Here is a 26,712-nt window from a genome sequence, read left to right as displayed (position 1 = left end):
CCCGATGCCCCTGGGTCGCAGCTCGAGGCTGCCCTCCGCCCGGCTGCTGACCTCAGCCGGCCCCTGGCTGCTGGTGTTCGGCGTGCTGCTGATGGTGCGCCTCAGCAAGGGTGCGCTGCTCAGCGACGCCTTTGCCCTGCTCAGTCGGCCGTTCTGGCCGGGCTCGGCCCAGAGTGAGTGGCTGCGCACCGCCCAGCAGGTCGACCAGCAGGCGCGACTGGCAGCCCTTGAGCAGGACAACCGTCGCCTGCGTCAGCTGCTCGACCTCCAGCGCCGATCCGGCGACGACACCGTGACGGCTCCGGTGATCTCACGCGAGCTCGGCGGTTGGTGGCAGCAGCTGGTGCTCGGCCGGGGCTCCCTCCAGGGGGTCTCCCCCGGTGATCCGGTGGCGGCACCCGGCGGTCTGATCGGCCTGGTGAGCGCGGTGACCCCCTCCACAGCCCGGGTCACCCTTCTCACCGACAGCTCCAGCGCCATCGGCGTGTGGGTGGGCCGCACCCGGCGCCATGCCCTGCTGGTGGGTCTCGGCACCAGCAGGCCTCTGCTGCGCTTCATCGAGAAGGATCCCGGGGTGCGGCCCGGCGATGTGGTCAGCACCTCCCCCGCCAGCACGTTGGTGCCCCCCAACCTCACGGTCGGGGTGATCCAGTCGGTCGAGGAGCAGGCTGTGCCGGCTCCGGAGGCGATTGTGCAGCTGAGCGCGCCGCTCGAGGCGATCGACTGGGTGACGGTGCAACGGCGAGGGGTGCGGTCTTGATCAGCCTGGCCCGTCAGCCCTGGTGTGTGGCTTCAGCCCTGCTGGTGCCGTTGGTCACGCTGGGCTCTCCGGGCTGGCTGAAACTGGCCGGGGTGGCCCCCGCCTGGGCGGTGCTGTGGCTTCTGCCGTGGGCCCTGGTCGACGGGCCTGTCTCCGGCACGCTGGCGGGGCTGGGCGTGGGACTGATGCAGGACGCGCTGCATCCGGGTCCGCTCAGCACCCTGCCGGCCCTGGTGGTGCTGGGCTGGTGGTGGGGACGGCTGGGCCGGCGCAGTCGCATCCAGCGCAGCTTCAACCTGGGCCTGCTGGCACTGCTGGGCAGCGTGCTCCTGGCGGGTTCGCTGATCCTGCAGCAGCGCCTGTGGCAGCTCCAGGACCCGGCGGCCTGGCATACGCTGCTGGCGCAGAGCCTGCTCACGGCCGTGCTGGCACCGGTGTTGTGCTCCCTGCAGCTGCGGCTCTGGCGCTCCCGCAGCCAGGCGTTCCTGCCCGTTCCTGCCCTGCGCCGCTGAAGCATGGAAGCTCGCAGGCTCCCGGTTCAGGCTTCGCGGTTGCCGCGCCGTCGCTTGCTGCAGCTGCTCGGCGGCGGGGTCGGTGGTGGCCTGCTGGCGGCCTGCGGCACCCGACGGCCAGCGGCGGGGGAGAAGGCGCTGCACTTCTGGACCCTGGATCTGGCGCCCAAGTTCAACGCCTACATCCGGGGCGTGATCGCGGCCTGGGAGCGGGCCCATCCCGGGGTGCGGGTGATCTGGACCGACGTGCCCTGGGGCTCGGTGGAGCGCAAGCTGCTGGCGGCGGTGTTCGCCCGCACGGCGCCCGATCTGGTGAATCTCAATCCTCCCTTCGCCGCCAACCTGGCCAGCAAGGGGGGCCTGCTGGATCTGGAGCCGCTGCTGCCACCCGGAGCAGCCGAGGCGTATCTGCCGCGGGTCTGGCAGGCCGGTCGCCAGGGGGACTCCCTCTTCGCGATCCCCTGGTACCTCACCACCCGCATCACCCTGGCCAACCGGCTGCTGCTGCAGCAGGCCGGCTATGCGGTGCCGCCGCTCCATTGGCAGCAGCTGCCGGCCTATGCCGAAGCAGTGCGCCGCCGCACCGGACGCTACGCCGTGTTCATGACCGTGGTGCCCGACGATTCGGCCGAGCTGCTCGAGACCCTGGTGCAGATGGGTGTGCAGCTCCTCGATGGCCGGCAGCGCGCTGCCTTCAACAGCACAGCCGGACGCAGGGCGTTCGTCTTCTGGAGCGATCTCTACCGGCGGGGCCTGCTACCGCGTGAAGTGGTAAGCCAGGGCTACCGAAGGGCGATCGAGCTCTATCAGGCCGGAGAGCTGGCCCAGGTGGCCACCGGACCCGACTTCCTGCGCAATCTGCAGACCAACGCGCCCGGGGTGGCGGCCCGCACCGCTCCCTTCCCGCCGCTCACCGGTGAGAGTGGCGAGGCCAACGTGGCCCTGATGAATCTGGTGGTGCCACGCCAGAGCGCCCTGCCCGCCGAGGCGCTCAGCCTGGCTCTGTTCCTCACCGATGCCGCCAACCAGCTCCGCTTTGCCGAGCAGGCCCGGGTGCTGCCTTCGGCCACCGCCGCCCTGGCACAGCTGGGCCAGCGCATTCGCAGCTCGGATGATCCGCCGCTGGTGCGCGAGGCCCGACTGCTCTCGGCGGCGACACTCGAGCGGGCCCGGGTGCTCGTGCCGGCCTTGCCCGGCGTGAAGCGTCTGCAGGCGATCCTCTACACGCAGCTGCAACGGGCGATGCTCGGTGAAGTCGACAGCGATGCCGCCCTGGCGACGGCCGAGCAGGAGTGGAACCGCTATGCCCAGGCGCGCTGGCCCTGACGGTTCCTGCGATCCGTTCCTGCAGAAAGTCTTAAATCTGTTCAGACCGGCTCCAGCCGAGCAGGCCCGGGGCTGACCTCGGGGCAGGCTGACGGGTAGGGTTGCGATTCTTCATGTCGGCGACTCGCCTATGCCCGCTGAGGACAGGCCGAATCCGTCCGCTGAGCCCAGAGCCACCCTCCTGGTTGTGGACGACGAGGCGGCGGTGCGGCGGGTGCTGGTGATGCGACTGCAGCTGGCCGGCTACCGGGTGATCTGCGCCGAGGATGGTGAGGAGGCGATCGGCCTCTTCCACCAGGAGCAGCCCGATCTGGTGGTGCTCGACGTGATGCTGCCCAAGCTCGATGGCTTCGCGGTCTGCCGTCGCCTGCGGGCCGAATCCTGCGTGCCGATCATCTTCCTCTCGGCCCTCGATGCCATCGCCGAGCGGGTTTCGGGGCTTGATCTGGGTGCCGACGACTACCTGCCGAAGCCTTTCAGCCCCAAGGAGCTCGAAGCCCGCATCGCCACCATCCTGCGGCGGGTGGGCCGCGGCTCGGCCAGCACTGAGCCGCGCGAGCTGCCGACCGGCAGCGGTGTGCTGCGGGTGGGCGACCTGGTGGTCGACACCAACCGGCGCCAGGTGACCCGCGACGGCGAGCGCATCGCCCTCACCTACACCGAATTCAGCCTGCTGGAGCTGCTGTTCCGGGAGCCAGGCCGGGTGGTTCCCCGTGCCGAGATCCTCGAACAGCTCTGGGGCTATCCGCCACGCCGTGCCGCCGATCTGCGCGTGGTCGACGTGTACGTGGCGCGCCTGCGCGGCAAGCTCGAGCCCGATCCCCGCAACCCCGAGCTGATCCTCACCGTGCGCGGCACCGGCTACGCCTCGCAGCGGGTGGGCGATACGGGTCTGGCGGCCCTGGGCTGATCCGCCAGCCGCTCACCTTTCCATGCATGCCAGATCCGGCCCGAGCCTCCTCTCCTGCAGGATGGGCCGACTGAGTCGCCCCTGATCGCCGGTGTCGGATCTGCGCGAGACCCGTCTGGAGAAAGCCGCTGCCCTGGCCCAGCTGGGCCAGGGTCCCTACGCGCTGCGCTTCGAGCCCAGCCACTGCCATGCCGAGCTGCAGCGGCTGCACGCCGATCTGCCCAGCGGCCAGGAGCGCCTGGCCGCCGTGGCGGTGGCGGGTCGGGTGATGACCCGGCGCGTGATGGGGAAGCTGGCCTTCTTCACCCTGGTGGATGAATCGGGGCCGATCCAGCTCTATCTCGAGAAGGCGACCCTCGAGGCGGCCAGCCCTGGGGCCTTCGGCCAGCTCACCTCCCTGGTGGATGCCGGCGATCTGATCGGTGTCACGGGCACGTTGCGGCGCACCGACCGCGGTGAGCTCTCGGTGAAGGTGAGCGGCTGGCAGATGCTCAGCAAGGCTCTCCAGCCCTTGCCCGACAAGTGGCATGGTCTGGCCGATGTGGAGAAGCGCTACCGCCAGCGCTACCTCGATCTGATCGTGTCGCCCCACACCCGCGAGACCTTCCGGCGCCGGGCCCGGATGGTGAGCGCCATGCGCCGCTGGCTGGATGAGCGGGGCTTTCTCGAGATCGAGACACCGGTGCTGCAGAGCGTGCCCGGCGGGGCCGATGCCCGGCCGTTCGAAACCCATCACAACGCCTTGGACCTGCCGCTGACGCTGCGGATCGCCACCGAGCTGCACCTCAAGCGGCTGGTGGTGGGCGGTTTCGAGCGGGTCTACGAACTGGGCCGCATCTTCCGCAACGAGGGGGTGAGCACCCGTCACAACCCCGAGTTCACCTCGGTGGAGATCTATCAGGCCTACGCCGATTATCACGACATGATGGATCTCACCGAGCAGCTGATCAGCTCGGCTTGCGAGCAGGTGTGCGGCGACACCCGCATCACCTACCAGGGCGGCGAGATCGACCTCACGCCTCCCTGGCGGCGCGCCACCATGCACGAGCTGGTGGAGCAGGCCTGCGGACTCGATTTCCATGCCTTCGAAAGCCGCGAACTGGCCGCGGCCGCCATGCGGGAGAAGGGGCTGGAGGTGCCGGAGCTGGCCGATTCGGTGGGTCGCCTGCTCAACGAGGCCTTCGAGCAGACCGTGGAGGCCAACCTCGTGCAGCCCACCTTCGTGCTCGACTATCCGGTGGAGATCTCCCCTCTCGCCCGCGGCCACCGCAGCAAGGAAGGCCTGGTGGAGCGCTTCGAGCTGTTCATCGTGGGCCGCGAGACGGCCAATGCCTTCAGCGAACTGATCGATCCGCTCGATCAGCGCCAGCGGCTGGAGGCGCAGCAGCGCCGCCGCGCGGTCGGCGATCTGGACGCTCAGGGAGTCGATGAAGACTTCCTCCACGCCCTGGAGGTGGGCATGCCCCCACCGGAGGGCTGGGCATCGGCATCGACCGCCTGGCCATGCTGTTCACCGACAGCCCGTCGATCCGTGATGTGATCGCCTTCCCCCTGCTGCGCCCGGAGCCGGGTGCGACAGCTGCAGTGGGATAATGGATCGAGTAGGCAATCTCCCCCAGCGGGACCCTCGGTGCAATGAGCGGTGAGCGCGTAGGTTTTCGCTTCAAGCACGCCGATGCGGTGGTGAAGCGCAACCCCCAGGGCCGCTCCCGCCGGGGTTGGGTGATGGAGCCGGTGGAGCAGACCACCAGCCGTGGCACCAAGATGCCGGCCTACCGGATCCGCTGGCGAGACAGCGAGCGCCCCGAGATCGTGTTGCAGCACATGCTGATCGCCGATCCCGATCCAACGCCGCCGCCGGAGGGCGTCAGCCTGGTGCCGCCGGCTCCCAAGAAGTAGGCCTGCCCGCGTCAGCTCCAGCCCATCAGGCGGTAGATCGTCAGGCCGAGGTGCTCCTTGAGCGCCACCGTGCTCAGCGCCAGGGCGCCGGCATCGGGCAGCAGGTCCTGAGCCAGGCTGCCCGGTGTGGGATCCCCCCAGTGAAAGCGGTCCGGCAGCAGGAAATCGCAGCTCACCGGGATCACCTCCAGGCCGCTGCGGGCCTGGAAGGTTGCCAGCGATCGCGGCATGTGAAAGGCGCTGGTCACCAGCAGGATCCGGCGCCAACCGCGCTGCCGGCCCAGCGCTCCGATGTGCACCGCCTCCTCTGCCGTGGTGCGGGAGCCGGGGTTCACGAGGATTTGCTGCGGCCGCGCTCCCAGTTCGAGAGCCAGCTGGCGGGCGCCGAGGGCTTCCGGAAGCGCAGGATCCTTGCGGGTGAAGCTCACCTGGGCTCCGCTGGTCACGAGCACCGGCGCCCGGCCCTGGCGCAGCAGCCGCAGTCCCGTGAGCAGTCGGTCACCCGCCTCGGCCACCTCCACCGCCTGCCGGGGCGGCAGGTGCGGTCGCAGGCCGCCGCCCAGCACCACCACGGCATCGGCCCGGGGCAGGGAGTGCGGGGTGAGGGCCGCGGCGGGCGTTTCCAGCCCCCAGATCAGCTGGCGGCTGGTGAGCGGCAGCGAAAACAGCCAGATCAGGCCGATGCCGCTCCAGCTCAGGCCGCTGGCCCAGCGGCCCCAGCAGCGACGCTGGCCGCCGATCTGGCCGACGAGTTGCAGCAGCAGCCCCAGTCCCAGCGGATAGAGCACGAGCGGCAGCAATTTGGAGAGCAGGAATCCCATGGCCGCCGATCAACCCTGTCGGCGCCGCAGTTGTTCGAGCTCCTGCTCGGTTTCGAAGGCGGCCCAGGCCCGCTCCAGATCGGCCTGGCTGTCGCTCGGTGATGCTTTTGCTGCCCGCTGCCGGCCGGCCAGGTCTCCCAGCTCGCTCAGCTGCCCCTCCAGCTCCGCGAACTCCCGGCCGAGCCCCTCCAGCTGCAGCCACTGCCGGCGGCCCTGATCCATCAGCGAAGCTCCATGGGCCTCGGCCCGCTCCGCCAGTTCATGGGCGCCGGCGCGACGGGCCCGCGCCACCCGCTCGCGCCACTGGCGGATCTCGCCCGCCAGCTCCAGCAGGCGGTTCCGCCGCTGCTCGGCCTCCAGCTGCAGCTGCCGTCGCCGGCCGATCAGGCGAGCCTGGCGGTCGCGGGCCTCCTGTTCACGCAACAGGGCGTCCTGGGCTGGGTTGCTGGCCAGAAAGGCCTCCAGCTGCTGCTCCAGCCGGCTCTCCAGCTCCTCCAGCCAGCTCACGGGGCGTCCTGGGGTGCCGGCGGCGTGCCGGCAGCTCTGGTGATCAGAGGCGCCTCGATCTCCTGCTGCAGGGGTGTGATGGCCGCTTCGCGCGAGCGCAGCAGCAACTGGGTGAGCCGCGCGATCGCCCCCTCTCCCAGATCCTGGTCGCTGATCCGATCGAAGGCGCGGCGGTAGAGCTCCTCGAGCTCCTCGATCAGTCCTTCGCGCATCTGACGCATGGCGGCCCGCTGCTGTTCCCGGCTCATCCCCCGCTCCTCAGCTCATGTGCTGTCAGGAGTCTGCCCGCTCCAGCAGAAGCAGCGAGAGTTCGCCGGCCGGATCCCACCAGCGCCGGCTCAGCCGCCAGCCTGCCTGCTGGGCGAGGGCCAGGAAGCGCTCCAGGGTGTATTTCACGCTGTATTCGGTGATCAGCTGCTCCCCCGCCGCGAACCGCCAGGTGTCCCCGGCCAGCTCCACCGTCTGGTCGCGCACGCTCTCGAGGGCCATGGCGATGCGGCTCTCGGCCGCCTGCCATCGGGCCCGGTAGCGGAAGGCGGCCGGTTCGAAGTCGCCCTTCAGATCGCGGTTGAGTCGCACCAGCAGGTTGCGGGCGAACGCTGCCGACACGCCGGCGGCATCGTTGTAGGCCGCCTCCATCCGCTCCACCGCCTTGGGATGGTCGATGCCGATCAGCAGCCGGCTGCCGCTGCCCAGCAGCCGGCCGAACTGCTCCAGCAGGGCCCGGGCTTCCGCCGGGCTGAAGTTGCCGATCGAGCTGCCCGGATAGAAGCCCAGCCGTCGCTGCCCCTGCAGCAACGGGTGCGGCGGCAGCTCCTCCATCTGACTGTAGTCGCAGCAGATGCCCAGCACGGGAACCTGAGGCACCTGGGTCTGCAGGGTCCGGCAGGCCTGCTGAAGATGGGCGGCGCTGATGTCGAGCGGCACGTAGGCCGGCGGCCGCAGCGCTTCCAGCAGGGGGCCACCTTGCGCAGGTTGCCGGCGCCGAATTCCACCAGCACCCCTGGTCCCAGGGCTGCCGCCAGCTCAGAGGCCCGATCCTCCAGCAGGGCCGTTTCCACGCGGGTGAGGCTGTACTCCGGCTGGTCACCGATCGCCTCGAACAGGCGGGAACCCTCCGCGTCGTAGAGCAGCCAGGCCGGCAGCTGCCGCGGTCGCCGGGTCAGCCCCTGCCGCACCAGCCGGGCCATGTCGGCCGCCGGCGGATGCAGGTCGATCAGCTGCGCTCGGGTCTGCAGGTGCATGGGGTGATGCGGAGCGGGCGGATTCAGGAGCGGTCGCGGGCGAGCCTCAGCCCTGCCGCCATCCAGCGGCTCCAGGGCGGAAAGAAGTTGCGGTAGCTGCGGCGCGCGTGGCCGGCCGGGGTGAGGAAGCAGCTGCCGCGCAGCACCATCTGGGAGCTCATGAACTTGCCGTTGTATTCCCCCACCGCCCCCGCCGCGGGCCGGAATCCCGGATAGGGCCGGTAGGGGCTGGCGGTCCACTGCCACAGCAGCCCCTGGGCCTGAGGCAGCTCACCTGCCATCACCTCCCACTCCGCTTCGCTGGGAAGCCGCGCTCCTGCCCAGCGGGCATAGGCATCCGCCTCGAACCAGCTCAGGTGACGCACCGGGGCCTCCGGCCGGCGCGGCTGGCGGCCGGCCAGGCCGAATTCCTCGTCATCGCGCCAATAGCGGGGAGCCTGCCAGCCGCGCTGCTGCACCACCGCCCAGCCTTCGCTCATCCACAGCTCGGGCCGGCGGTAACCGTCCGCGGCGATGAAGGCGGCGTACTCGCCGTTGCTCACGAGTCGGGAGGAGATGGCAAAGGGCTCGAGCCACTGGCGATGGCGCGGGGCCTCGTTGTCGAAGTGGAAACCATTGCCGTCGTGGCCGATCTCCACCAGACCGCCGGGGTGCTCCAGCCAGTGGGTGTCGCCCGATCCGCCACCGATGAGCTGCTGGTAGTGCGCCTCAGGGCCGCTCTGGAGGTCGCGGGAGTAGGCGGGCTCGAGAGGGTTGCGGCTGAAGCCATCCAGCAGGTCCATCAGCAGCAGTTCCTGGTGCTGCTGTTCGTGCTGCAGCCCCAGTTCGAGCAGGGCCATCAGCTCTCCAGCCCGTGCACACTCCAGCCGGGGCAGCTGATCGAGCAGCTCCTCCAGTCCCTGATCCACGCGCCGGCGCCAGGCCAGCACCGCCTCGATCGGTGGCCTGCTCAGCAGGCCGCGCTCAGTCCTGGGGTGACGCGCTCCGACTGCGTCGTAATAGCTGTTGAACAGATAACTCCAGGCCACCGGGGCCGGCTCGTAGCCCAGTTCCAGGCCCGCCTCCAGCTGGGGCCGCAGCAGGAACTGCTCGAAGAACCAGGTGGTGTGGCCGAGGTGCCACTTGGGCGGGCTGGCGTCGGCCATGCCCTGCAGACAGAGGTCCTCCGGCTCCAGCGGAGCGATCAGCTCCAGGCTGCGTTGGCGCACCTCCACCATGCGCGACCGCAGCTCGCCGGTCATGGGGTGGTGGCGATGCCGTTTGACGATAGGCAGCTTGCCTACGATCCCGCCACGCAGTCGTGTGGCCATGGGCGGCATCACAGAGGGTTTCGTGGGCGCCGTGGGTCACACGCCGCTGATCCGCCTGCAGGCCCTCAGTGCGCTCACAGGTTGCGAGATTCTCGGCAAGGCCGAATTCATGAACCCCGGCGGTTCGGTCAAGGACCGGGCGGCTCTGGGCATCCTGCTCGACGCGGAGCAGCAGGGGCTGCTCCAGCCGGGCGGCACGGTGGTGGAGGGCACCGCCGGCAACACCGGCATCGGCCTCACCCATATCTGCACGCCCGCGGTTACAAGGCGCTGATCGTGATTCCCGACACCCAGTCGGCCGAGAAGATCGGACTGCTGCGCAGCCTCGGTGCCGAGGTGCTCACCGTGCCGGCGGTGCCCTACCGCGACCCCAACAACTATGTGAAGCTGTCGGGCCGCATCGCCGCTGAGACGCCTGGCGCCGTATGGGCCAACCAGTTCGACAATCTGGCCAACCGCGCTGCCCACTTCCGCACCACCGGCCCGGAGATCTGGGAGCAGACGGGTGGCAAGGTGGATGCCTGGGTGGCGGCCACCGGCACGGGCGGCACCTATGCCGGCGTGGCCTCTATCTGAAGCAGTGCAATCCGGCCGTGCGTTGCGTGCTGGCCGATCCCCATGGCAGCGCCCTCTACAGCTGGGCCAAGACGGGTGAGCTCGTGAGCGAGGGCAGTTCGATCACCGAGGGCATCGGCAACAGCCGGGTGACGGCCAATCTGGCGGGAGCCCCGATCGATGATGCCGTGCGCATCGACGATCAGGCCGCCCTCGACACCATCTACCGGCTGCTCTGGCAGGAGGGGCTCTTTCTCGGAGGGTCGGTGGGCATCAACGTGGCCGCGGCGGTGGAGACCGCCCGGCGCATGGGGCCAGGTCACACGATCGTGACCGTGCTCTGCGACAGCGGCGACCGCTACCGCTCCCGCCTCTATGACGCCGACTGGCTGGGCGCCAGGGGGTTGCGGCAGCCCGAGCGCAGGCCCGTGGGTGTGGCCGCATGAGCGCCTCCGTGGGTGAGCTGATCGGCGGGCGCTACCGCCTGGAGCGGCGGCTGCGCGAGGCGCCGCAGGCCAGCCTCTGGGTGGCATCCGACCAGCTGGCCGGTGGTGCCGGCGTGGCGCTCTGGCAGCTGGCCTCCGGCCAGCCGGCCGAGCCGATGCGTGCGCTCTGGAACCGCTGGCAGCAGGTGCTGCATCCCCAGATCCCCCGCCTGGGGGCACCGATCGAGGCGGACGATCAGCTCTGGCTGGTGCGCGAATGGCAGGCGGGACGCAGCTATCAGCAGCTGCTGCAACTGCGGCTGGAGCGCGGCCTGGTCTACGGGCCCGGTGAGGCCTTGCTGGTGCTGCGGCAGGTGCTGCCGGTGCTGGCCGTGCTGCATGGCCAGCAGCTGGCGCATGGCGATCTGCGGCCGGCCCAGCTGCTGCGCCGCGATGGCGATGGCCTGCCGGTGCTGCTGGATTGCTGCCAGCTCACGGCCGGCCGTTCCCTCGACGCCCCCCACCCGAGCCATCGCAGGACCTGCGTGACCTGGCCCTGCTGGCGCTGACGCTGATGAGCGGCGCCCCCGCCGATCAGCTGCACGACCGCGGCAGCGGCACCTGGCTGTGGCCCACGGTGCTGGCGGGGGAGCCCGCTCTGCAGGCGGCCCTGGCCCGCCTGCTTGGGGGCGACACGACCGAACGGCTCGTCTCGGCCCGTGAGGCCCTCGCCGTGTTCGAGGCCCTGCCGATGCCGGGGAGCAGCGGCCCGGTGCCTCGGCCCGAACCCAGTCTGATGGTTCCGGAGCCCAAGCCGGCGGCACCGCCTGAGGAGGGTGTCACGGGTGTTCAGCCCCGCATCGAGGAGCCCCGTACCCAGGAACCCCTGAGCCAGGAGGCAGCGATCGAGCTGCCGCCGCTGCCGGTGGCGCCGTCAACGCCATCCGCGTCCCGCCGCAACCGTGGGGCATCGCGTGAGGAGGTGGCCGAGGGGGGGATCTGGCCCGTGCTGATCGCGCTCGTGCTCTCGGCGGTGGTGGGCACGGCCCTGGGCTGGTGGTGGCTCAGCCGCAGCAAGGGTGCCGGCCCCACGATCCCCGATGCGGCGCTGCAGTTGCCAGGCACCCTGCCCCAGGCGGAGGTGGATCAGCGCCAGCAGCTGCTCAACCGCCTGCGGGCCATGCAGGTGGACCGGGCCTGGTTTCTCAAACTCGTGGATGCCAGCCTGCTGGCCCGCTTCCCCGAGCGCGGTGGCCGTCTGCCTGGTGATTCCCCCGACGACGAGCCGCTGCGGCGGGTGTGGAACGAACTGGCCGAGGAATGGCTGGCCCGGGTGGAGCAGCTGCCGCTGGATCTCCGGCAGCGGCTGGGAGGCTTCAGCATGGGTGACTGGGAACGGCGGCAGCGGAGCCTTGTGGGCCAGGGCTTGAGTTCGGCGGTGCTGCGTCAGCTCGTATCGGGCAGTGCCCAGACCCTGCTCCCCGGTCACAGCGAATCGGACGCTGATCTCCCCCCGGAGCCTTTCCGCCAGCTCTGGTTCGCCGCCGCCGAGCAGACCCTTGCCAACGTGCGCATCGATCCGATCACCGCCGAGGGCCGCAAAACCAGGGTTGTGACCGCCGAGGTTGATGCCAACGGTGCGCGGCTGTTCCCGATCCGCGTGCCGGAGGGCTACCGGCTGGTGCTGGGGGTGAACGGCTCGCCGCTGATGCAGATGAGTGTGTTCGGTGCTGATGGTGAGCTGCTCGAGTCGCGCGGTCCGCTGCGGGTGGTGAGCCTTGGCCCCCAGCGCCGCTCGCCGGTGCAGTTGCTGGTCAGCAACGAGGGGGTTGCCCCTGCGCTGATCACCCTATCGCTGCGCGCCGATCCGCCCTCGTCGCTCCGGGGGAGCCTGAGTCGCAGCAGCCGGAGAATCCGGAACCCAACCAGGAGCCCGGTGCCGCCGAGGAGCGCCCGGCTGCTCCCGCGACTCCCGCACCAAGGCCTGCTCCTCCTGCACCCCGGCCGGCTGCCCCGACGGCGAGGCCCGCGATTCCCGAACCGCCACCACCGCCACCCCAGCCCCAGCCGGAGCCGCCGCCGCCGGTCAACTGAGCCTCCAGCGGGCCAGAGTCAGAGCCGGGCGATGGCGGCCCGGGTCTCCCTGGCGTCCTGCTTGCGGCGCTCCTCCTGGCGTTTGTCGTGCAGCTTGCGGCCCTTGCCCAGGCCGATCGTCACCTTGATCCAGGACCCCTTCAGGTGCATGTTGAGGGGCACGAGGGTGAGGCCCTTCTGATCGAGGGCGCCGCGCAGCCGATCGATCTCGCGCCGGTGGGCCAGCAGCCGGCGCACCCGCAGCGGGTCGTGGTTGAAATAGGCGCCGGCATGGCTGTGGGGCGAGATGTGCACGTTGTGCAGCTGCAGTTCGCCATTGCGCACCAGGCAGAAACCATCGCGCAGATTCACCTGGCCGGCACGGATCGATTTCACTTCGGTGCCGAGCAGCTCGACGCCGCATTCCAGCGTTTCGAGGATCTCGTACTGGTGCCGGGCGAAGCGATTGTCGGCCAGCAGGCGATTGGCCGCGTTACGCCGGGCCCTGGCGGCGGCCTGCTTTGCTCCGCCTTTCGCCATCGTTGCCGGCCTCATCTCTGCACCGGATCGACCCTAGAGGCCCCCCAGCGCCTGGCATTGCCGGTACCCTCCTCTCATGGCCATCGTGTCGTCCGGTTCAGGCCGTCCCTCTTCAGGACAGCCCGGTGCAGAGCGGCTCCTTGGAGCGCGGTTGGTGGATGCGGCCGAGCCGGAGGTGACTGAGCTCGGCCAGCCCGACTCCTTTCAGGCCGATGGCCTCCCTGCCGACTCGCTGCGGCCGCGGCGGCTGCAGGAGTACATCGGCCAGAGCGAGCTCCGGCAGGTGCTGGGCATCGCCGTGGAGGCCACCCGCAGTCGCGGTGAGGCCCTCGATCACGTGCTGCTCTACGGCCCACCGGGCCTCGGCAAGACCACCATGGCCCTGGTGCTGGCCGAGGAGCTGGGGGTGCGCTGCCGCATCACCAGCGCCCCGGCGCTGGAACGCCCGCGCGACATCGTTGGCCTGCTGGTGAATCTGCAGCCGCGCGAGCTGCTGTTCATCGATGAGATCCACCGCCTCAACCGGGTGGCCGAAGAGCTGCTCTACCCGGCGATGGAGGATTTCCGCCTCGATCTCACCGTGGGCAAGGGCACCACCGCCCGCAGTCGCAGCCTTCCGATCGCCCCGTTCACCCTGGTGGGGGCCACCACCCGCGCCGGCTCGCTCAGTTCGCCGCTGCGGGATCGCTTCGGCCTGATCCAGCGGCTCGAGTTCTACGGGCTCGACGATCTGCAGGCGATCGTGCTGCGGGCGGCCGGGCTCCTGGATCTCGATCTGGAGTCCGGGGCGGCCCTGGAGGTTGCCCGGCGCTGCCGCGGCACCCCCCGCATCGCCAACCGTTTGCTCCGCCGCGTGCGGGATGTGGCCGCCGTGGGCGGCCATGGCCGCATCAACGCCGCCCTGGTGGATCAGGCCCTCAGCCTGCACCGGGTCGATGGCCTGGGCCTCGATGCCCATGACCGGCGCCTGCTCAGCCTGATGCTGGAGGGCTACGGCGGCGGGCCGGTGGGTCTGGAGACCCTGGCCGCCGGCCTGGGCGAGGATCCCGTCACCCTGGAGGCGGTGGTGGAGCCCTTTCTGCTGCAGCAGGGGCTGCTGCAGCGCACCCCGAGGGGCCGGGTGCTCACCGACGCCGGCCGTGCCCATCTCGGCCGGGCGGCATGAGCGGCCTGCTGGCGCTGCTGCTGACCCTGCAGCTTGCCCTGGCCTCGAGCCTGCCGCAGCTGTTCGATCAGGCGCTGAACGCCAGCCGGGAGGGACGTTTCGGCGACGCCCTGCCGCTCTGGAACCGGGTGCTGGAACGCACCCCCGCGGATGCGGCCGCCTGGAGCAACTGCGGCAACGTGCAGCTGGCCCTGGGCGATGCCGCTGCGGCGATCGCCGACCAGACCCGGGCCCTCGAGCTGGAGCCGGACAGCGCCGATGCCCATCTCAACCGCGGCACCGCCGAGGAGGCACGCGGCGACTGGGAGGCCGCTGAGGCCGACTACCGCTGGATCCTGGAGCGCTTCGAGGCCCCGGGGGAACCGCGGGCATCGGCGCTCTACAACCTCGGCAACGTGCAGGGATCGCTGGGCGACTGGCCGGCCGCCCGGGCCAGCTTCGCGGCCGCCGCCGAGGCCCGGCCCGGCTTCGCCATGGCGCGCTCCAGTGCGGCGCTGGCGAGCTTCGAGCTGGGGGATCTCGATGAGGCCGAGCGGCAGCTGCGCTCCCTGATCCGCCGCCATCCGCTGTTCGCCGACGCCCGGGCGGCCCTCACCGCCCTGCTCTGGCAGCGGGGCGTGCGTGGGGAGGCCGAAAGCCACTGGGCTGCCGCCGCCGGCCTCGATCCGCGCTACCGCCAGGGAGAATGGCTGGTCGGAACCCGTCGCTGGCCGCCCCGGCCGGTGCAGGCCCTCGAGCAATTCCTGGCCCTCAGCTGAGCCGCTTCGCCGATGACCAGCCCCCCGCCTTTCCATGCCGGCTCCGCCACCGCCCCCCAGCCGTGCAGCTGGCAGGGCCTGGAGCTGGAGCCGGCCCTGACGGCGCGTCTGCCGGAACTGATCCAGCTGCGGCGGCACCTGCACCGCCACCCGGAGCTGAGCGGCCATGAACAGCAGACGGCGGCCCTGGTGGCCGGCGAGCTGCGCCGCTGGGGCTGGCAGGTGAGCGAGGGGGTGGGCCGCACCGGTGTGGTGGCCGAGCTCGGTCCGCAGCAGCGCCCGGATGGCACGCCGGTGCCCCTGGTGGCGCTGCGGGTGGACATGGATGCCCTGCCGGTGGAGGAGCGCACCGGCCTCGACTATGCCTCCACGGTGCAGGGGCTCATGCATGCCTGTGGGCACGATCTGCATACGGCGGTTGGCCTGGGCGTGGCCTGGCTGCTGGCGGATCTGGCCGGGCGGCAGCCCCAGCGGCTCAGCGCCCGGGTGCGGTTGCTGTTCCAGCCGGCCGAGGAAACCGCCCAGGGGGCGGCGTGGATGAAGGCCGACGGCGCCATGGACGGCGTGCAGGCGTTGTTCGGGGTGCACGTCTTCCCAAGCCTGCCGGCCGGCACGGTCGGGGTGCGCAGCGGCAGCCTCACGGCGGCCGCGGGCGAGCTGGAGGTGGAAGTGCTCGGCGAGGGAGGGCACGGGGCCCGGCCTCATCAGAGCACCGACGCGATCTGGATCGCGGCGCGGGTGGTGAGCGGTCTGCAGGAGGCGATCAGCCGCCGTCTCGATGCGTTGCACCCGGTGGTGGTGAGCTTCGGTCGGATCGAGGGCGGCAGGGCCTTCAACGTGATCGCCGACCACGTGCGCCTGCTGGGCACGGTGCGCTGCCTCGATCTCGACCTTCACGCCCAGCTGCCCGCCTGGATCGAAGACACCGTGCACGCCCTCTGCCAGGGTCATGGCGGCGAGGCGCGGGTGCGCTACCGCTGCATCTCCCCTCCGGTGCACAACGATCCCGAGCTCACCGAACTGGTGGCCGACGCCGCGGTGGAGCTGCTGGGCCGTTCGCGCGTGCAGTGGCTGGAGCAGCCCTCGCTGGGGGCCGAGGACTTCGCCGAACTGCTCGAGACCACGCGCGGCACCATGTTCCGGCTTGGGGTGGCGGGTCCGGAGGGCTGCACGCCGCTGCACAGCAACACGTTCGCCCCCGATGAGTCGGCCCTGCCGGTGGGGATCCGGGTGCTGACACTCAGCCTGCTGCGCTGGATGGAGCGCCCGAGCGGCTCGTCCAACCCTTGAGGCGTTCCAGCCGCTCGGGCAGGACCGGTCCTGGCTGGGATGGGTCGCTTCCGCTGGCACTGTCAGCGCCGCTGCTGACCCTCCTGTCCCTGCTGATGCTGCTGCAGCGCCATGGCCTGGATCGCTGGCAGGTGCTGCCCGCCTTGCTGATCGGCATCAGCCTGATGCTGTTCTCCCTGTGGTCGCGGCAGCGCCGCCGCCGCGCCCTGCTGATGGCTCTGCGGGGCGAGCGCCACTGAATGCCATTCAAGTTCCGTTGAATCCCGCCATGCCCGACTCCCCTGCCATCGCGGCGCTCCGTGAAGCCATCCTCAGCGGCGATCCCAGCCGTTCGCTGCCGGCACTGGCGGGTCTGCGGGAGGTGCCGCCGGAGCAGGCCATCCCGCTGCTGCTGCTGGGCCTGGATCAGGAGGCCTTCCTGGTGCGCTCACTCAGCTGCGCCGGGCTGGGGGTGAAGCGCAGCGAGGCGGGCTGGCAGGCCCTGGCCGCGGCGCTGGAGCACGATCCGGATGTGAATGTGCGCGCCGAGGCGGCCAACGCCTGGTGAGCCATGGCCTGGCGCGGGCCTGGCCGCTGCTGCTGGCGGCCTTCCGCCGTGATGGCCACTGGCTGCTGCGCTGCAGCGTGCTCTCCGCGGTGGCGGAGCACGGCGACGCCGTGCCCGAACACCTGCTGGAGTTGGCGTGCCTGGCGGTGGCGGATGCCGACGGCACCGTGCGGGTGGGCGGCGCCGAGATCCTGGGCCGGCTGGTGCGGGAGTGCCCGCCGCACAGCGCTGAGGCCGCCGCCGCCCGGGCCGAGTTGGTGGCCCTGCAGCAGGATGCCGACCACCGCGTGGTGGCTGCGGCCCTCAACGGTCTGCAGGGCTGAACCGCATCGGTGGGCCCTTGCTAGGTTGACTAAGTCACTAGGGGTGCCCTCAGCGCTTCTGCGCTGCCGGGCTGAGATCACACCCTCCGAACCTGATCCGGGTCATGCCGGCGCAGGGAAGTGAGAAGAGACGCTCAGGCTGCGCCCCGCTGCTGCCGGCCACGCCGGCAGGTTTCCCCTCCGCCACAGCCCGTCATGCGCAGCGCCTGGATCGAGAAGCGCCAAGGCCAAGCCAACGTGAGCCAGATGCACTACGCCCGCCAGGGCGTGGTGACCGAGGAGATGGCACATGTGGCCAAGCGGGAGAACCTGCCCGAATCGCTGGTGATGGAGGAGGTGGCGCGGGGCCGGATGATCATCCCGGCCAACATCAACCACCCCAACCTGGAGCCGATGGCGATCGGCATCGCCAGCCGGTGCAAGGTGAATGCCAACATCGGCGCCTCGCCCAACGCCAGCGATGTGGCCGAAGAGCTGCAGAAGCTCGAGCTGGCGGTGAAATACGGCGCCGACACCGTGATGGATCTCTCCACCGGTGGCGTCAACCTCGATGAGGTGCGTACGGCGATCATCACTGCCTCGCCGGTGCCGATCGGCACGGTGCCGGTGTATCAGGCTCTCGAGAGCGTGCACGGCTCGATCGAGAAGCTCAGTGAAGACGATTTCCTGCACATCATCGAGAAGCACTGTCAGCAGGGCGTCGATTACCAGACCATCCACGCCGGCCTGCTGATCGAGCATCTGCCNAAGGTGAAGGGCCGCCTCACCGGGATCGTGAGCCGCGGCGGTGGCATCCTGGCTCAGTGGATGCTCCATCACCACAAGCAGAACCCGCTCTACACCCGCTTCGACGACATCTGCGAAATCTTCAAGCGCTACGACTGCAGCTTCTCACTTGGTGATTCGCTGCGGCCCGGCTGCCTGCACGATGCTTCCGATGAAGCCCAGCTGGCTGAACTCAGGACCCTTGGCGAGCTCACCCGCCGCGCCTGGGCTCACGACGTGCAGGTGATGGTGGAGGGCCCCGGCCATGTGCCGATGGACCAGATCGAATTCAACGTGCGCAAGCAGATGGAGGAGTGCGCCGAGGCCCCCTTCTATGTGCTCGGTCCTCTAGTGACCGACATCGCCCCCGGCTACGACCACATCACCAGCGCCATCGGTGCCGCCATGGCCGGTTGGTATGGAACGGCGATGCTCTGCTACGTGACCCCGAAGGAGCATCTGGGCCTGCCCAACCCAGAGGACGTGCGCAATGGCCTGATTGCCTACAAGATCGCCGCCCACGCCGCCGACATCGCCCGCCATCGCCCGNGCNCGCGACCGGGACGATGAGCTCAGCCGCGCCCGCTATGCCTTCGACTGGAACCGGCAGTTCGAGCTGTCGCTCGATCCGGAGCGGGCAAGGGAGTATCACGACGAAACCCTGCCGGCCGACATCTACAAGCAAGCAGAGTTCTGCTCGATGTGCGGGCCTAAGCACTGCCCGATGCAGACGAAGATTGCCGATGCAGACATCGCTGCTCTAGAGGAGATCCTCAAGGCCAAGGGTGGGGTTGAGGATCATGCTTTTTTTGGCGAAGCAACAACAAGATAGATAACCTTGGCTGCTTTTATCGAATTTCTACCATGGTTTGGCCTTCAAAAATTCCAGTATTGGCATCAATTTTCCATTGATATGCTATCCCTTCGCCTTCATTTGTGTCTGTAATCAAGACAGAGTTCCCGTTGAGTTCTGCATCTGTCAACATGTAGTTTCCTCGATCTGCCGGTATCGGCATGCCGTCTCGCCTTAGCATGAGCCATGTTCTCTCCATTCTATTTCCGCTTCCGCTAATTTTCATATAGATATTCTGACTACGGTCGGTAGCGAGTGTTATCAGGGCGTTAGACAATAACACCTCGGTAGGCGTAAAACTGATATTTGAATCATGAGGGACACCGAATCTATAGTCAAGTTTTCGAATATTCACCTGATTCTCCTTGCTTGAATTGACTATGCATATGTTCTTCTTGGCTTTAGTGCTTCGAATTCGATGATGGAGGCCTGGATTGGTAGAGCTAATCCAACTGAAAGCTGTTAAGCCTGAGGGACTTGTGTAAGGCCAATTGCCTTTGGGGAATTGCCCGCTGTAACCATTTGCAGTCGGAATGCCTGTTCGCAACTGCACATGCATGGCCACCACGTGAGCCCTCCAAGGCGGTTGATCGATCCATTCGTACCAAAATACATCGCAATCACTTTTGTTCAGAGCGCTGCTGATTGAGCTCGTCTCCTTCCTCCACTCCGCCAGTGAAAATGCAGGTTGACTGATAGGCCAGATCCCTACAAAACTTCCCGATAGGNCAAATAGTGCAGCCAGGGGCGTCCAGCTTCTTTGTATCTTTAGTTGCCATTGGGCGGCTGCAAGAGTTATAGCTGGCGCGGTAAAAAGGACTATAATCATTGCTACACGACTAGACGCTCTTAGCGAACTGGCACCCGGCAACAGACTGCTGATAAGCAGCCAAGCGCTGAGGTTGTTGATGGAAATGCTCAGGAGTATCATGGCTGCAAGAGCCCAGAGCCAAGCTCTTAGTGATCTTGCTTTCTCCCCTCTAAGGGACAGGGCCGTGATGATTGATGCTGACAACAGGATGAGCAGTGCCCAACCAGGGAACAGCTCCTGTTCACTCCCGTAAACCCATTCAGGATTCACATTGTCGGCTGTCCATGGCGGCGGGAGAAGCCAATGGCTGCTTCCAAAGAGCCAACTCCCAGGCTTGGGGAGATTTGTGCTGATCTCCTCAAGAGGGCGTTCCCCGAAGGTTTTCAGAGTCTGCAGATAGGGGGTGTAAATTGCCAGATTTAGGGCAATCAATATAAGCAATAGGCTGATTCGAAGAGGAAGCCCATTGCCGAGGGATATTCCATACGACTTAGCGCGGATTCGTCGGAAAAGGTGGATAACGGAGCAGGTCAGTGCTCCATAGCAGGCGTAAACAAAGACATAGATGTTAAAAAANACCATTGGCAAGAAGCCAGCTCGCAAGAATAAGCCAGTCGCTTATGTAAAACTTCTCGCAATCCAGGCTGATTAGTCTGTGGCATTGCCAAAGGATTGGGCCGATCAGAAACAGGCTCAGCAGTTGTGGGTGCCCAAGCTGTTGTGTGATTGTAGGACTGAATGCGGTGACCAGTGCCGCGATACTCAACCAGCTACTTCGAGTCTGAGGACTAATCCGTTGGACAGTTGCTCGCATGCTGATGTAATTGAGCCCCAGCGTTACGCTCAGCCATCCGACATAACTCTGAAAAGGATCGAGAACTGAGCGGAACAGCCCATAGATCATGCTGGGGCCAAGCAAGTGGTCGCTCCATGCAAGGGTGTCTTTGATGGGCCAGAAAAACTGAGGCGACCAGTAGCGTTCGGAATTAGCAATATGATGAGCGCTGAAATGTTTATAGGCGTGCTCCAGGAAATAGAGATTTAATAATGTATCACCGGGATCTGTTTGTAGTTGTTCCAGTCCGCTGGACAGGGTCGGCCAAAGCGTTATGATTACAGCGATGGCTGGAATCACTAACCAATGCAGGACATGTTTTGCAATAGAAAGAGTTGTAATCCGCATGGTTTGACCAAGATGTTTAGTTGATGGCCTGCTTGAACCAGGCGATGGTGGGCTCCAGGCCCTGCTCCAGCGGGACCGTGGGCTGCCAGCCCAGTTGCTCACGGGCCAGATCGATCACGGGCTGCCGCTGGGTGGGGTCGTCGGCGGGAAGTGGCTTGCAGATCAGCTCCAGCTCCGGGTTGATCCGTTCGCGCACCAGCTCCGCCAGCCGCCGGATCGTGAACTCACCAGGGTTGCCGAGGTTGATCGGGCCGGTGTGATCCCCGTTCATCAGCCGGATCAGGCCCTCCACGAGGTCATCCACGTAACAGAACGAGCGCGTCTGGCTGCCATCGCCGTAGAGCGTGAGCGGTCCACCGCGCAGAGCCTGCACGATGAAGTTGCTCACCACCCGGCCGTCGTCCGGGAGCATGCGGGGGCCGTAGGTGTTGAAGATCCGCGCCACCCGGATCTGGGTCCCGTGCATGCGCCGGTAGTCGAAGCAGAGCGTCTCGGCGATGCGCTTGCCCTCGTCGTAGCAACTGCGAATGCCGATCGTGTTGACGCAGCCGCGGTAGCCCTCCGGCTGGGGATGCACCTCCGGATCGCCGTAGACCTCCGAGGTGCTCGCCAGCAGCAGCCGCGCCCCCACCCGCCGGGCCAGGCCGAGCATGTTGTAGGTGCCAAGGAAGCTGGTCTTGGCGGTCTTGATCGGGTTGAACTGGTAGTGCACCGGCGAGGCAGGGCAGGCCAGATGCCAGATGCGGTCGACCTCCAGCCGGATCGGCTCGGTCACGTCGTGCCGGATCAGCTCGAAGCGGGGATGACCGATCCACTGGGCCACGTTGGCCTTGCGTCCGGTGAAGAAGTTGTCGAGGCAGATCACCTCCTCGCCGGCCTCCATCAGCCGGTCGACGAGGTGGGAGCCCACGAAGCCGGCTCCGCCGGTCACCATGTTGCGGGCTACCCCCATCAAGTACTCATCATCTTGGCATCAGATTGTACTTGAGAATGCAGTAAATGGCTCTGAATCCGTCTCGCCACCCGATCTTCTTCCCTTCTCCATATGTACGGCCATAGTAGGATATCCCTACCTCGTAAATGCGTAGGTTCATCTTGGCGACTTTGGCTGTAACCTCTGGCTCGAAGCCGAAGCGGTTTTCGCGGATCTGTATTTTCTGGATAACCTCTCGTCGAAACGCTTTGTAGCAGGTTTCCATGTCCGACAGGTTCAGGTCTGTGAACATGTTGCTTAGCAGCGTAAGGAAGGCATTCCCCATGCGATGCCAGAAATACACCACACGGTGAGGCCGCCCTCCTTGGAAGCGGCTGCCGAAAACAACGTCGGCCTTCCCTTCTAGGATTGGGCCGATGACAATTGGAAATTCTTGGGGATCGTATTCTAGATCGGCATCTTGGACGATGCATATATCTCCAGTTGCTGCGAGGAATCCCGTGCGCAGAGCTGCGCCTTTGCCTTGATTGCGATCATGGAAAATGATGCGTAAGTCCGAGTGATTGGACTGGTCCAGAATTCTGAGCAAATCTCTAGAGCCATCGGTGGAGCCATCGTCCACAACCACCAACTCAAGCTCATTGATAGGGGCCTTGCGTACTGCGGCGATCAGCGTCTCAATCGTTTCGACCTCGTTGTAGCAGGGAACAATAACGCTGAGCTTCATCTTGGCAAGAAGATCCAGTATTTTTGAATTGCGTACGAGATTACCGCGAGTATTGGGACTCCCAGTAGGGCTGTAAGATTTCTATTGATGCCTGCTGATACGCCAATAGAAATTATGCTCCAGTTCAGGAACCAAAGTAGCACTTGCGTGAGACTGTAGCGTAGCAATGGTCTTCCCTCTCTTAGGCCAGAAGCGCGAAACACCCACTTGCCGTAGATGATGTAGCCCATCACGCCATTCCATGCCTGGCTCATCAGTGCGCACACCGATGAAGGAAGTGCTGGTATTAGGAGCAGCCCCTGCAGAATCAGGTTGGTCAACAGGATATTAACGAGTCCTGCAAGCCCGAAGCGCCGTTTACGTCCAGCCACCAATTTAGAGGCTCTCAGTCGAGAGCCTTGATAGATCATCTGCCCAACGAAGTCATTTGATTCTCTAGAGATTTTGCTGCCCTCCAAGATTGCTTCTACCCCAGCCCCTTCGCCTTAGCCACCACATTCTCAACCGTGAACCCGAACTTCTCCATGCACAGGGGGCCAGGGGCCGAGGCGCCGAAGCGGTCGATCGAGATCGTGGCGCCGTCGAAGCCCACGTATTTGTGCCAGCCGAAGCTGCTGGAGGCTTCCACCACCAGGCGCTTGCGGCAGGCAGCAGGCAGCACGCTCTCGCGGTAGGCGGCATCCTGCTCCTCGAACAGCTCGACGCATGGCATCGACACCACGCGCACATTGCGGCCTTCGGAGCGCAGCTGTGCGGCGGCCTTGGTACAGAGCTCGAGTTCAGAGCCGGTGCCGATCAGGATCAGTTCAGGCGTGCCACTGCAGTCTTCGAGGATGTAGCCACCCTTGGCCACCGCTTCGGGGCTGGAGCCGGCCTGGTTGGCCATCGCCTGACGGCTGAGGATCAGCACGCTGGGTCGCTTGCGGTTCGCCACGGCCACCTGGTAGGCGCCGCTGGTTTCGTTGCCGTCGCCGGGGCGGATCACCAGCATGTTGGGGATCGAACGCAGGCTGGCCAGGGTCTCGATCGGCTGGTGGGTAGGGCCGTCTTCCCCAAGACCGATCGAGTCGTGGGTGAGCACGTAGATCACGCCCAGCTCGCTCAGGGCCGAGAGGCGCATGCCGCCCACCATGTAGCCGGCGAACACTACGAAGGTGCCGCCATAGGGNATCAGCCCGCTGCCGTGGTAGGCGAGGCCGTTGAGGATCGCGGCCATGGCGTGTTCGCGCACGCCGAAGTGCAGGTAGCGGTTGGCTTCGGCCCCCTTCTGGAAGCTCTTCTCGCCCTTGATGTCGGTGAGGTTGGAGTGGGTCAGGTCGNCGGAGCNGCCGATCAGCTCCGGCAGGTTGGGGCCGATCGCATTGAGGCAGTTGTAGGAGTGCTGGCGGGTCGCCAGTCCCTTGTCTTCGGCGCCGTAGCGGGGCAGGCCGGCATCCCAGCCCTGGGGCAACTCACCGCGCAGCCGACGCTCGAATTCGGCAGCCTCGGCCGGATACTTGGCGCGATAGTCGGCCAGGGTGTTGTTCCACTCCGCCTCGGCGGCGGCGCCACGGGTGATCGCCTCGCGCCAGTGGTCGTAGGCCTCCTGGGGCACCTCGAAGGGNCCATAGCCCCAGCCCAGGTTCTTGCGGGTGAGGTCGGCTTCCTCCGCGCCCAGGGCTGCGCCGTGCACACCGGCTGTGTTGGCCTTGTTGGGCGATCCGTAGCCGATTGTGGTAGTAACCTTAATGATCGAGGGCTGGTCGGTGACGGCCTTGGCGGCCTCGATCGCCCGGGCGATGCCCTCCACGTCGGTGTTGCCGTCGGCCACGTGCTGCACGTGCCAGCCGTAGGCTCGTAGCGCTTCAGCACATCCTCGCTGAACGACACATTGGTGTTGCCGTCGATCGTGATGTGGTTGTCGTCGTAGAGGGCGATCAGCTTGCCCAGGCCCAGATGGCCGGCGAGGGAGGCGGCTTCGGCGCTCACGCCTTCCTGGTTACAGCCATCGCCCATCACCACATAGGTGTAGTGATCCACCACCGTGCAGTCGGGCTTGTTGAAGGTCGCGGCCAGATGGGCCTCGGCCATGGCCAGGCCCACGGCGTTGGCGATTCCCTGGCCAAGGGGCCCGGTGGTGACTTCGACCCCCGGGGTTTCGAACGTTTCCGGGTGGCCCGGGGTCTTGGAGCCCCACTGGCGGAACTGCTTGATGTCGTCGAGCGTCACCGAGTCGTAGCCACTCAGGTGCAGCAGCGCGTACAGCAGCATGCAGCCGTGTCCGGCCGAGAGCACGAAGCGGTCACGGTTGAACCACTGGGGGTTCTTGGGGTTGTGCTTCAGCACCCGGTCCCAGAGCGCGTAGGCCATCGGAGCGCAGCCCATCGGCAGGCCCGGGTGACCCGAGTTGCTCTTGTTGATCGCATCGACCGCCAGGAACCGGATGCTGTTGATGCAGAGATTCTCCAGGCTGCTGCTGGTGGCGGTGGAGNCTGGGAGCGACGACCATGGNCTGGGGGTGTGAAGGAGGGAGGAGGAGGGAAACCTGCTGGGCCCGGCGGCTGCGTCGAGCGGTTCAGGTGATCATCCGCTCAGGCGGCGGAAGGCCAGACAGACGTTGTGGCCACCGAAGCCGAACGAGTTGGACAGCACGACGTCGACCGGGACTTCACGGGCCTGATTGGGCACCACGTCGAGGTCGCAGGCCGGATCGGGGTTCTGGTAGTTGATGGTGGGGGGTACCACGTTATGGCCGATCGCCAGCACCGCGGCGACCGCCTCGATACCGCCGCTGCCGCCCAGCAGATGGCCGGTCATCGACTTGGTGGAGCTCACCGGGATCCGCTGGGCGTGATCGCCCAGGGCGGCCTTGATCGCGGCGGTCTCGTTGCTGTCGTTGGCAGGGGTGCTGGTGCCATGGGCATTGACGTAGTCCACGTCGCGGGGCTCCAGGCCCCCGTCCCGCATGGCGAGGCGCATCGCTTCGGCACCGCCGACGCCCCCGGGCGAGGGGGCGGTGATGTGGTGGGCATCGCAGGTCATGCCGTAGCCCACCATCTCGGCCAGGATCGAGGCGCCCCGCGCCTGGGCGTGATCAAGGCTTTCCAGCACAAGGATGCCGGCGCCCTCGCCGATCACGAAGCCGTTGCGTTCAGCGTCGAAGGGGCGGCTGGCGGTGGCGGGATCGTCGTTCCGGAATGACAGGGCCTTGGCGCTGGCGAAGCCTGCCACGCCCAGGGGGGTGATCGCCGATTCGGCGCCGCCGCAGACCATGGCGTCGGCCAGGCCGAGCTGGATCAGGCGAAAGGCATCCCCGATGGCGTTGGACCCGGCGGCGCAGGCCGTGGCCACGGCGGTGCTCGGACCCTTGGCTCCCAGGGCGATGGCGGCCAGGCCGGCGGCCATGTTGGGGATCATCATCGGCACGCAGAACGGGCTCACCCGATCCGGTCCCCGCTCGGTGAGAACGTGGGCCTGGGTCTCCATCATCAGCAGTCCGCCCACGCCGGACCCGATCGCCACGCCGACGCGCTGCTCGTTGGAGACGTCAATGCTGAGCCCGGCGTCGATCACTGCCTGCTTGGCCGCCACAACGCCGAACTGGCAGAAGCGATCCCAGCGCTTGGCCTCCTTCGGCTCGAGCCAGCCGGAGGGATTGAAGTCCTTCACCTCGGCGGCGAAGCGACAGGCATGGCGCGATGCATCGAACAGCGTGATTCCCGCCACGCCGTTGCGCCCGGTGCTCAGGCCCTCCCAGTAGCTGGAGACGTCGTTGCCGATCGGTGTGACAGCGCCGAGGCCGGTGACGACGACGCGGCGGAGACCCTGGACCATGGAGCGGCTCAGGCCTGCTTGTCCTGGATGTACTTGACGGCGTCGCCGACGGTGGTGATGCCCTCGGCAGCCTCATCGGGGATCTCGATGTCGAAGGCCTCTTCCAGAGCCATGACCAGTTCGACCGTGTCGAGCGAATCGGCACCCAGGTCGTTCTGGAAGTTGGATTCCGGCTTGACCTCGGCGGCATCGACGCTGAGCTGTTCGGCAACGATCGAGCGCACTTTCTCGAAGACCGCTTCCTGGGACATGGCCGCTGTGAGAGTCGACGCACTCTACGGGGCGCCCNGACCCTGCTCCGGCGGCGTATGAACAAGGGTGACGGGCTGGCCGACGGCCCGCATGGCCGCCGGAGGCTTTCAGTACTTTGGGCGTCACGCCGTCTGTTTCCGGCTCAGGCCCATGTCTCACGCCGTCAAGATCTACGACACCTGCATCGGCTGCACCCAGTGTGTGCGGGCCTGCCCGCTCGACGTTCTCGAGATGGTTCCCTGGGATGGCTGCAAGGCCGGCCAGATCGCCTCCTCTCCCCGCACCGAGGATTGCGTGGGCTGCAAGCGCTGCGAAACCGCCTGCCCCACCGATTTCCTCAGCATCCGCGTGTATCTCGGCGACGAGACCACCCGCTCGATGGGTCTGGCGTACTGAGCCGGCTCCCATA

22 protein-coding genes, 6 pseudogenes and 1 riboswitch are annotated in these 26,712 nt (G+C 67.1%); of the genes and pseudogenes, 15 read left to right on the top strand and 13 right to left on the bottom strand.

Annotated features, from left to right (window positions below; genetic code table 11):
• The first annotated feature begins 4 nt into the window (after positions 1–4).
• The 6 genes and pseudogenes from mreC (at position 5) to SYNGFB01_RS00455 (ending at position 5,407) form a co-directional block, all read left to right on the top strand.
• Positions 5–760: a rod shape-determining protein MreC gene (mreC, locus tag SYNGFB01_RS00480; RefSeq protein ID WP_048016478.1), complete on the top strand. Its 756-nt coding sequence runs from the start codon at positions 5–7 to the stop codon at positions 758–760.
• The gene (gene mreD, locus SYNGFB01_RS00475) at positions 757–1,272 is read left to right on the top strand and encodes a rod shape-determining protein MreD (RefSeq protein WP_048016477.1); all 516 of its coding nucleotides are present in this window, start codon (positions 757–759) and stop codon (positions 1,270–1,272) included. The genes mreC and mreD overlap by 4 nt, the downstream gene beginning before the upstream one ends.
• Before the next feature lie 3 nt (positions 1,273–1,275).
• Positions 1,276–2,598 carry an extracellular solute-binding protein gene (locus tag SYNGFB01_RS00470; protein ID WP_048016476.1) on the top strand — a complete coding sequence of 441 codons (1,323 nt, stop codon included), beginning with the start codon at positions 1,276–1,278 and terminating at the stop codon, positions 2,596–2,598.
• 130 nt (positions 2,599–2,728) lie between these two features.
• Positions 2,729–3,508 carry a response regulator transcription factor RpaB gene (gene rpaB, locus SYNGFB01_RS00465; protein ID WP_048016475.1) on the top strand — a complete coding sequence of 260 codons (780 nt, stop codon included), beginning with the start codon at positions 2,729–2,731 and terminating at the stop codon, positions 3,506–3,508.
• A 91-nt stretch (positions 3,509–3,599) separates the two neighbouring features.
• Positions 3,600–5,101: pseudogene (lysS, locus tag SYNGFB01_RS00460) on the top strand (lysine--tRNA ligase).
• A 42-nt stretch (positions 5,102–5,143) separates the two neighbouring features.
• Positions 5,144–5,407: a hypothetical protein gene (locus tag SYNGFB01_RS00455; protein ID WP_048016474.1), complete on the top strand. Its 264-nt coding sequence runs from the start codon at positions 5,144–5,146 to the stop codon at positions 5,405–5,407.
• Positions 5,408–5,418: 11 nt separating this feature from the next.
• Here the strand turns inward: SYNGFB01_RS00455 and SYNGFB01_RS00450 are convergent, their stop codons facing one another.
• The 5 genes and pseudogenes from SYNGFB01_RS00450 to egtB all read right to left on the bottom strand — a co-directional run bounded on the left by SYNGFB01_RS00450 (position 5,419) and on the right by egtB (position 9,220).
• Positions 5,419–6,228 carry a YdcF family protein gene (locus SYNGFB01_RS00450; protein ID WP_048016473.1) on the bottom strand — a complete coding sequence of 270 codons (810 nt, stop codon included), beginning with the start codon at positions 6,226–6,228 and terminating at the stop codon, positions 5,419–5,421.
• A gap of 9 nt (positions 6,229–6,237) precedes the next feature.
• Positions 6,238–6,735 carry a hercynine metabolism protein gene (locus tag SYNGFB01_RS00445; RefSeq protein WP_048016472.1) on the bottom strand — a complete coding sequence of 166 codons (498 nt, stop codon included), beginning with the start codon at positions 6,733–6,735 and terminating at the stop codon, positions 6,238–6,240.
• The gene (locus tag SYNGFB01_RS00440; RefSeq protein ID WP_048016471.1) at positions 6,732–6,983 is read right to left on the bottom strand and encodes a hercynine metabolism small protein; all 252 of its coding nucleotides are present in this window, start codon (positions 6,981–6,983) and stop codon (positions 6,732–6,734) included. Before SYNGFB01_RS00440 ends, SYNGFB01_RS00445 begins: the two co-directional genes overlap by 4 nt.
• A gap of 25 nt (positions 6,984–7,008) precedes the next feature.
• Positions 7,009–7,979: pseudogene (gene egtD, locus SYNGFB01_RS00435) on the bottom strand (L-histidine N(alpha)-methyltransferase).
• Between the two features lie 23 nt (positions 7,980–8,002).
• Positions 8,003–9,220, bottom strand: coding sequence for an ergothioneine biosynthesis protein EgtB (gene egtB, locus SYNGFB01_RS00430; RefSeq protein WP_048016470.1), 1,218 nt, complete (start codon positions 9,218–9,220; stop codon positions 8,003–8,005).
• A gap of 67 nt (positions 9,221–9,287) precedes the next feature.
• On the opposite strand from egtB, the pseudogene SYNGFB01_RS00425 reads away from it, so the two are divergent.
• A pseudogene (locus tag SYNGFB01_RS00425) lies at positions 9,288–10,290 on the top strand (cysteine synthase A).
• Entirely contained in the window at positions 10,287–10,838 is a 552-nt protein-coding gene (locus SYNGFB01_RS15040; RefSeq protein WP_235299828.1) for a serine/threonine-protein kinase, read from the top strand. The pseudogene SYNGFB01_RS00425 and the gene SYNGFB01_RS15040 overlap by 4 nt, the downstream one beginning before the upstream one ends.
• A gap of 1,543 nt (positions 10,839–12,381) precedes the next feature.
• Here SYNGFB01_RS15040 and smpB read toward each other — a convergent pair.
• Positions 12,382–12,882, bottom strand: coding sequence for an SsrA-binding protein SmpB (smpB, locus tag SYNGFB01_RS00415; protein ID WP_048016448.1), 501 nt, complete (start codon positions 12,880–12,882; stop codon positions 12,382–12,384).
• Between the two features lie 76 nt (positions 12,883–12,958).
• Between smpB and ruvB the strand changes: the two genes are divergently transcribed.
• The 6 genes and pseudogenes from ruvB (at position 12,959) to thiC (ending at position 18,562) form a co-directional block, all read left to right on the top strand.
• Entirely contained in the window at positions 12,959–14,047 is a 1,089-nt protein-coding gene (ruvB, locus tag SYNGFB01_RS00410; protein WP_048016469.1) for a Holliday junction branch migration DNA helicase RuvB, read from the top strand.
• Complete coding sequence (locus SYNGFB01_RS00405; protein WP_048016468.1) at positions 14,044–14,805, top strand: tetratricopeptide repeat protein; 762 nt, start codon at positions 14,044–14,046, stop codon at positions 14,803–14,805. Before ruvB ends, SYNGFB01_RS00405 begins: the two co-directional genes overlap by 4 nt.
• Positions 14,806–14,817: 12 nt before the next feature.
• A complete protein-coding gene (locus tag SYNGFB01_RS00400) occupies positions 14,818–16,095 on the top strand; it encodes an amidohydrolase (protein ID WP_082325774.1) in 1,278 nt (425 codons plus the stop codon).
• Entirely contained in the window at positions 16,092–16,334 is a 243-nt protein-coding gene (locus tag SYNGFB01_RS15035; protein WP_048016467.1) for a DUF3188 domain-containing protein, read from the top strand. Before SYNGFB01_RS00400 ends, SYNGFB01_RS15035 begins: the two co-directional genes overlap by 4 nt.
• Positions 16,335–16,363: 29 nt before the next feature.
• Positions 16,364–16,965 (top strand): annotated as a pseudogene (locus SYNGFB01_RS00390) (HEAT repeat domain-containing protein).
• Positions 16,966–16,994: 29 nt separating this feature from the next.
• Positions 16,995–17,101, top strand: a riboswitch (TPP riboswitch).
• Between the two features lie 59 nt (positions 17,102–17,160).
• Positions 17,161–18,562 (top strand): annotated as a pseudogene (gene thiC / locus SYNGFB01_RS00385) (phosphomethylpyrimidine synthase ThiC).
• Positions 18,563–20,593: 2,031 nt separating this feature from the next.
• On the opposite strand, the gene SYNGFB01_RS00380 reads toward thiC, so the two are convergent.
• The 7 genes and pseudogenes from SYNGFB01_RS00380 to acpP all read right to left on the bottom strand — a co-directional run bounded on the left by SYNGFB01_RS00380 (position 20,594) and on the right by acpP (position 26,302).
• Positions 20,594–21,529: a UDP-glucuronic acid decarboxylase family protein gene (locus tag SYNGFB01_RS00380; protein ID WP_048016466.1), complete on the bottom strand. Its 936-nt coding sequence runs from the start codon at positions 21,527–21,529 to the stop codon at positions 20,594–20,596.
• 10 nt (positions 21,530–21,539) lie between these two features.
• A complete protein-coding gene (locus SYNGFB01_RS00375; protein WP_048016465.1) occupies positions 21,540–22,238 on the bottom strand; it encodes a glycosyltransferase family 2 protein in 699 nt (232 codons plus the stop codon).
• Positions 22,235–22,648 (bottom strand): GtrA family protein, encoded by a 414-nt coding sequence (locus tag SYNGFB01_RS12750; protein WP_152669444.1) that lies wholly within the window; start codon positions 22,646–22,648, stop codon positions 22,235–22,237. Before SYNGFB01_RS12750 ends, SYNGFB01_RS00375 begins: the two co-directional genes overlap by 4 nt.
• A 56-nt stretch (positions 22,649–22,704) precedes the next feature.
• A complete protein-coding gene (locus SYNGFB01_RS15030) occupies positions 22,705–23,124 on the bottom strand; it encodes a transketolase C-terminal domain-containing protein (protein WP_235299833.1) in 420 nt (139 codons plus the stop codon).
• 57 nt (positions 23,125–23,181) lie between these two features.
• Positions 23,182–24,638, bottom strand: a pseudogene (gene tkt, locus SYNGFB01_RS00370) (transketolase); the annotation flags it as partial.
• 162 nt (positions 24,639–24,800) lie between these two features.
• Complete coding sequence (gene fabF, locus SYNGFB01_RS00365) at positions 24,801–26,051, bottom strand: beta-ketoacyl-ACP synthase II (protein WP_048016464.1); 1,251 nt, start codon at positions 26,049–26,051, stop codon at positions 24,801–24,803.
• A gap of 8 nt (positions 26,052–26,059) precedes the next feature.
• On the bottom strand, positions 26,060–26,302 hold the full coding sequence (acpP, locus tag SYNGFB01_RS00360; RefSeq protein WP_048016463.1) for an acyl carrier protein: 243 nt from the start codon (positions 26,300–26,302) through the stop codon (positions 26,060–26,062).
• 151 nt (positions 26,303–26,453) lie between these two features.
• On the opposite strand from acpP, the gene psaC reads away from it, so the two are divergent.
• On the top strand, positions 26,454–26,699 hold the full coding sequence (gene psaC / locus SYNGFB01_RS00355; RefSeq protein WP_006850103.1) for a photosystem I iron-sulfur center protein PsaC: 246 nt from the start codon (positions 26,454–26,456) through the stop codon (positions 26,697–26,699).
• Positions 26,700–26,712 lie beyond the last annotated feature (13 nt).

The sequence above is a fragment of the Synechococcus sp. GFB01 genome (assembly GCF_001039265.1).
Taxonomy (GTDB): domain Bacteria; phylum Cyanobacteriota; class Cyanobacteriia; order PCC-6307; family Cyanobiaceae; genus NIES-981.
The sequence above is the reverse complement of the archived record's forward strand: the minus strand, read 5'-3'. Positions and strand labels throughout refer to the sequence as shown.

Bases quoted from the DNA above. Each gene is read 5' to 3' on its own strand.
- SYNGFB01_RS12750 (WP_152669444.1), bottom strand. From the start codon at position 22,648: ATGATCTATCAAGGCTCTCGACTGAGAGCCTCTAAATTGGTGGCTGGA.
- SYNGFB01_RS00375 (WP_048016465.1), bottom strand. From the start codon at position 22,238: ATGAAGCTCAGCGTTATTGTTCCCTGCTACAACGAGGTCGAAACGATT.
- smpB (WP_048016448.1), bottom strand. From the start codon at position 12,882: ATGGCGAAAGGCGGAGCAAAGCAGGCCGCCGCCAGGGCCCGGCGTAAC.
- SYNGFB01_RS15030 (WP_235299833.1), bottom strand. From the start codon at position 23,124: ATGGCCAACCAGGCCGGCTCCAGCCCCGAAGCGGTGGCCAAGGGTGGC.
- rpaB (WP_048016475.1), top strand. From the start codon at position 2,729: ATGCCCGCTGAGGACAGGCCGAATCCGTCCGCTGAGCCCAGAGCCACC.
- psaC (WP_006850103.1), top strand. From the start codon at position 26,454: ATGTCTCACGCCGTCAAGATCTACGACACCTGCATCGGCTGCACCCAG.
- egtB (WP_048016470.1), bottom strand. From the start codon at position 9,220: ATGACCGGCGAGCTGCGGTCGCGCATGGTGGAGGTGCGCCAACGCAGC.
- SYNGFB01_RS00440 (WP_048016471.1), bottom strand. From the start codon at position 6,983: ATGAGCCGGGAACAGCAGCGGGCCGCCATGCGTCAGATGCGCGAAGGA.
- mreC (WP_048016478.1), top strand. From the start codon at position 5: ATGCCCCTGGGTCGCAGCTCGAGGCTGCCCTCCGCCCGGCTGCTGACC.
- SYNGFB01_RS00380 (WP_048016466.1), bottom strand. From the start codon at position 21,529: ATGGGGGTAGCCCGCAACATGGTGACCGGCGGAGCCGGCTTCGTGGGC.
- SYNGFB01_RS00470 (WP_048016476.1), top strand. From the start codon at position 1,276: ATGGAAGCTCGCAGGCTCCCGGTTCAGGCTTCGCGGTTGCCGCGCCGT.
- SYNGFB01_RS00400 (WP_082325774.1), top strand. From the start codon at position 14,818: ATGACCAGCCCCCCGCCTTTCCATGCCGGCTCCGCCACCGCCCCCCAG.
- fabF (WP_048016464.1), bottom strand. From the start codon at position 26,051: ATGGTCCAGGGTCTCCGCCGCGTCGTCGTCACCGGCCTCGGCGCTGTC.
- ruvB (WP_048016469.1), top strand. From the start codon at position 12,959: ATGGCCATCGTGTCGTCCGGTTCAGGCCGTCCCTCTTCAGGACAGCCC.
- acpP (WP_048016463.1), bottom strand. From the start codon at position 26,302: ATGTCCCAGGAAGCGGTCTTCGAGAAAGTGCGCTCGATCGTTGCCGAA.
- SYNGFB01_RS00455 (WP_048016474.1), top strand. From the start codon at position 5,144: ATGAGCGGTGAGCGCGTAGGTTTTCGCTTCAAGCACGCCGATGCGGTG.
- SYNGFB01_RS00405 (WP_048016468.1), top strand. From the start codon at position 14,044: ATGAGCGGCCTGCTGGCGCTGCTGCTGACCCTGCAGCTTGCCCTGGCC.
- SYNGFB01_RS00450 (WP_048016473.1), bottom strand. From the start codon at position 6,228: ATGGGATTCCTGCTCTCCAAATTGCTGCCGCTCGTGCTCTATCCGCTG.
- SYNGFB01_RS15040 (WP_235299828.1), top strand. From the start codon at position 10,287: ATGAGCGCCTCCGTGGGTGAGCTGATCGGCGGGCGCTACCGCCTGGAG.